We start from the raw sequence: 3517 nt of genomic DNA, 5'->3' as shown, positions 1-3517 counted from the left end.
GTTTTAGACATTGCATCTGGCGAAGGTTACGGAAGTTTTCTTTTATCTAAAACTGCACAACAAGTGTATGGAGTTGACATAGATCAATCATCAGTAAATCATGCCAATAAAAAATATGTAAAAAATAATCTTCAATATTTGCAAGGTTCAACAGACAATATACCTTTACAAGATAATTCTGTAGATATCGTTTTTTCTTTTGAAACACTAGAACATCACGATAGACATGATAAAATGATGCAAGAAATTTCAAGAGTGTTAAAACAAGATGGTTGTTTGTATATTTCATCACCAGAAAAAAGTATATACAAACAAAGAGATCCAAACAATCCGTTTCATATCTTAGAACTTACTTTTAAAGAATTTGAAGAATTAATAAATAAATATTTCAAATACAGCCATTTTTTTCAACAACGATTTGTAATTGGCTCTTTAATTCATTCTGTAAATACTGAAGCAAATTCTACTTTTAAAATGTTTGATGGTAATTATTCTCAAATTTCAGAAGGATTAAATGAAGATGATTTTTACAATAAACCTTTTTTTAACTTAGCCATTTGTTCCAATACAGACTTAAAAGACCATTCTATAATAAAATCATCAATTTTCAATGGTGTTGATGTAATTAAAAATGAATTAAACGAATTAAGAATTTCAAACCAAAAAGTTCTAAATTCTAAATCTTATAAGCTTGGAAACTGGTTTGTGCGTAAACTTTTATTTTTAAAAAAATAATGAAAAAAATAATTCCCATAGCTATATATCTTCCACAATTTCATCCAATTCCCGAAAACGATAAATGGTGGGGAAAAGGATTTACAGAATGGACAAATGTTACCAAAGCTACACCACGTTTTAAAGGTCATTATCAGCCACATTTGCCAGCAGATACTGGTTTTTATGATCTTAGATTAGAAGAAACTCGTCTAGGGCAAGAAGCATTAGCAAAACAATTTGGCATTCAAGGTTTTTGTTATTATCACTATTGGTTTAATGGTAAAAGAATGTTACACGAACCATTGGATAGAAAATTAAAAAATGCTAAAGAAGACTTACCATTTATGCTTTGTTGGGCAAACGAAAATTGGACAAGAGCTTGGGATGGAATGGATAAAGAAGTACTTTTAGAACAAAATTATTCTAATCAGGATGATGTTGAGCATATGAAAATGTTATGTAAAACCTACTTTAATGATTCTAGATACATAAAACATAACAATAAACCAGTTTTTCTAATTTATAGACCTAAACTTTTTCCAGATATAAATAAAACAGTAAAAACTTGGCGTGAAGTAGCAATTAATGAAGGTATAGGAGAAATTCATATAGGTTACATGCAAAGTTGGGGAATTGTAGATAATCCATCCGAAATGGGATTTGATTTTGCAGTAGAATTTCAACCAAAATTTGGTAATATGAAAGTAGAACCACTGCAAACAATTTCTATATTTGATAGAATACTTAAAAAACTTAAAAAAGTTTTAAAAATTGATAAAGAAATTATTTCTTATGATACTATAATTCAATACAAAGATTTTGTAAACAGACAAAAAGAATTCGACTTTAAAAAAGAAGTTTTACCATCTATAACTCCAATGTGGGACAACAGTCCTAGAAGAAAGAAAAACGCCATAATATTTGACAATTCTACTCCAGATGAATATGAAAATTGGCTAAATCATATTGTTCAAAAGTATCCATGGTCACAGAGTAGTGAAAACTATTTATTTATAAATGCTTGGAACGAATGGGCAGAAGGAAACCATCTAGAACCTTGTCAAAAATGGGGAACCCAATATTTAGAAAGAACAAAAAAAGTATTGTCTAAAAGCTAGTTTTACTAATAAACTAGAAAATATAAAAACAATTTTGTGAATCAATTGATGAAAAAAAATATAAAATTCCTAGCATATTATTTACCACAATACCATACCATTCCAGAAAATGACAAATGGTGGGGAAAAGGTTTTACAGAATGGACTAATGTAAAAAAAGCATTACCTTTATTTGCTGGACATAAACAGCCAATTGTTCCAGGAGAATTAGGATATTATAACTTACTTGAACAACCAGAAATTCAACATAAACAAGCCAATCTAGCTAAAGAATATGGTGTAGATGGTTTTATATATTATCAATATTGGTTTGGAAATGGCAAAATGGTTCTAGAAAAACCAGCAGAGCAAATGCTATTAGATAAAAGTATTAGTTTACCTTTTTGTTTTTGTTGGGCTAACGAAACTTGGAAAGGAATATGGCATGGAATAGACAATCCAAGCATATTAATTGAGCAAATTTATCCCGGAGAAGAAGATTATTGTAACTATTTTAATTATTTAGAGCCATTTTTTAAAGATGAGCGTTACATAAAAATAGACAATAAACCAATGTTTCATATTTACAGATTAGATGATATACCAAACGTTGATCAATTTATAAATCTTTTTAACGCTCTTGCCATTAAAATAGGTTTTAATGGAATACATTTTATTGCAACAGTTAGTGTTAACTCACCAAACGTTCTAAACAATGATAATGTGTATGGAGTTGTGGGTATTGATGCTTTTCAAAAGTTGCGCTATTCTCAATTATTTCATTTTAAAAAAGATTCTTTTTTATACAAATGCGAGTATAGAATTTTATACCAATTAGGTTATTTTGACGTACTAGGAAAAAGAAAAAAACCATTAGTAGTAGATTACAACAAGGGATTAAAAAAATTAGCAATTAATTTTCCTCATACTAAATACATTCCTTGCGTTATTCCAAACTGGGATAATTCGCCAAGAAGTGGAAAAAAGTCGTTAATATTTATAAATTCAAGTCCAAACGCTTTTTACAAGTATTTTAAAGAGTTGATGCACTATATTGGTAAACAAGAAAGTAAACCAACTATGATTGTTCTAAAGTCTTGGAACGAATGGGCAGAAGGTAATTATTTAGAACCAGATTCTAATTATGGTAGAAAATGGTTAGAAGTTATAAAAAAAATAAAGCAAGAATTTTAATTCTATAAAATAATTATATGATTAAAATTAGCATAATAGTGCCAGTTTACAATGTTGAGAAGTATCTTTCTAGTTGTTTAGATAGTCTACTAGAACAAGATTTAAAACCTAGTGAGTTTGAAATAATTTGTACAAATGATGGTGCTACAGATAATTGTAAAGAAATACTTTTTAAATATGCTAAAAATCATTCTAATATTGTAATAATAAATCAGCATAATCAAGGAGTTTCTGTTGCCAGAAACGCAGCACTAAATAGTGTTAAAGGTCAATATGTAATATTTGTTGATGGTGACGATAAATTGTATCCAAATGTTTTACATAAAATATATCAGTACGCTAATACAAATCAATTAGATTTATTGTATTTGCATCTTAGTTATTTTGACGAAAATAATAATTGTACTGGTTATTTTAAAATGGATGACGAAAGTGGTAAAATTTTAGATGGTTTTAATCACCAAAGAAGAGGTTTTATTTGTAGTTTATACAAAACCCTAATTATAGAA

General features: G+C 28.1%; 4 protein-coding genes. All 4 read left to right on the top strand.

The window, feature by feature from the left end; all coding sequences use genetic code 11:
- Window positions 1-735: class I SAM-dependent methyltransferase (locus ACH2BO_RS05365; RefSeq protein ID WP_395043721.1), on the top strand; the 735-nt coding region annotated here is incomplete at its 5' end.
- A complete protein-coding gene (locus ACH2BO_RS05360; protein WP_395043720.1) occupies window positions 735-1835 on the top strand; it encodes a glycoside hydrolase family 99-like domain-containing protein in 1101 nt (366 codons plus the stop codon). The genes ACH2BO_RS05365 and ACH2BO_RS05360, both read left to right, overlap by 1 nt.
- A gap of 48 nt (window positions 1836-1883) precedes the next feature.
- Window positions 1884-3008 carry a glycoside hydrolase family 99-like domain-containing protein gene (locus tag ACH2BO_RS05355; protein ID WP_395043719.1) on the top strand — a complete coding sequence of 375 codons (1125 nt, stop codon included), beginning with the start codon at window positions 1884-1886 and terminating at the stop codon, window positions 3006-3008.
- A gap of 17 nt (window positions 3009-3025) precedes the next feature.
- Window positions 3026-3517, top strand: a 492-nt coding sequence (locus tag ACH2BO_RS05350; RefSeq protein ID WP_395043718.1) for a glycosyltransferase, incomplete at its 3' end; no start/stop codon positions are given.

It is taken from the genome of Flavobacterium sp., from assembly GCF_043773265.1.
GTDB lineage: Bacteria > Bacteroidota > Bacteroidia > Flavobacteriales > Flavobacteriaceae > Flavobacterium.
The sequence above is the reverse complement of the archived record's forward strand: the minus strand, read 5'-3'. Positions and strand labels throughout refer to the sequence as shown.

What these genes read in the sequence shown, in the direction of transcription:
- ACH2BO_RS05360 (WP_395043720.1), top strand. Translation starts at nt 735, where the DNA reads ATGAAAAAAATAATTCCCATAGCTATATATCTTCCACAATTTCATCCA.
- ACH2BO_RS05355 (WP_395043719.1), top strand. Translation starts at nt 1,884, where the DNA reads ATGAAAAAAAATATAAAATTCCTAGCATATTATTTACCACAATACCAT.